The organism is Marinactinospora rubrisoli (assembly GCF_042664915.1).
GTDB classification, from domain to species: domain Bacteria; phylum Actinomycetota; class Actinomycetes; order Streptosporangiales; family Streptosporangiaceae; genus Marinitenerispora; species Marinitenerispora rubrisoli.
In genome coordinates, this window is record NZ_JBHTBH010000029.1 from 1 (window position 1) to 957 (window position 957).

Genomic DNA, 957 nt, shown 5'->3' on the forward strand with positions numbered 1-957 from the left:
GCAGCCGGTGTCCACGCGCACGCCGGGGCCGCCGGGCAGGTCGAGGGTGGTGATGGTGCCGGGGGCGGGCATGAAGTTGCGGCCGGGGTCTTCGGCGTTGATGCGGAATTCGAGGGAGTGGCCGTGGGGGACGGGGTCGTCGTAGCCGAGGGGCTCGCCGTCGGCGATGCGGAACATTTCGCGGACGAGGTCGATGCCGGAGACCTCTTCGGTGACGGGGTGTTCGACCTGCAGGCGGGTGTTGACTTCGAGGAAGGAGATGGTGCCGTCGGCGCCGACGAGGAATTCGCAGGTGCCGGCGCCGGTGTAGCCGGCTTCGCGCAGGATGGCCTTGGAGGAGGTGTAGAGGAGTTCGACCTGTTCGGGGGTGAGGAAGGGGGCGGGGGCTTCTTCGACGAGTTTTTGGTGGCGGCGCTGCAGGGAGCAGTCGCGGGTGGAGACGACGACGACGTTGCCGTGGGTGTCGGCCAGGCATTGGGTTTCGACGTGGCGGGGGCGGTCGAGGTAGCGCTCGACGAAGCATTCGCCGCGGCCGAACGCGGTGACGGCTTCGCGGACGGCGGAGTCGTAGGCGTCGGTGACCTCGTTGAGGGTGCGGGCGACTTTGAGGCCGCGTCCGCCGCCGCCGAAGGCGGCTTTGATGGCGATGGGCAGGCCGTGCTCTTGGGCGAAGGCCACGACTTCTTCGGCGCCTGAGACGGGGTCGGGGGTGCCGGCGACGAGGGGGGCGCCGACTTTTTGGGCGATGTGGCGGGCGCGGACTTTGTCGCCGAGGGCGCGGATGGCTTCGGGGGGTGGGCCGATCCAGGTGAGTCCGGCGTTGATGACGGCTTGGGCGAAGTCGGCGTTTTCGGCGAGGAAGCCGTAGCCGGGGTGGACGGCGTCGGCGCCTGTCTGTTCGGCGATGGTGAGGATCTTGTCGATGTTGAGGTAGGAGTCGGCGGGGGTGTGGCCGCC

At 69.5% G+C, this 957-nt stretch carries 1 protein-coding gene; it reads right to left on the minus strand.

Annotated features, from left to right (window positions below):
• Positions 1–957, minus strand: a 957-nt coding sequence (locus ACFQRF_RS27655; protein ID WP_379874419.1) for an acetyl-CoA carboxylase biotin carboxylase subunit, incomplete at both ends; no start/stop codon positions are given.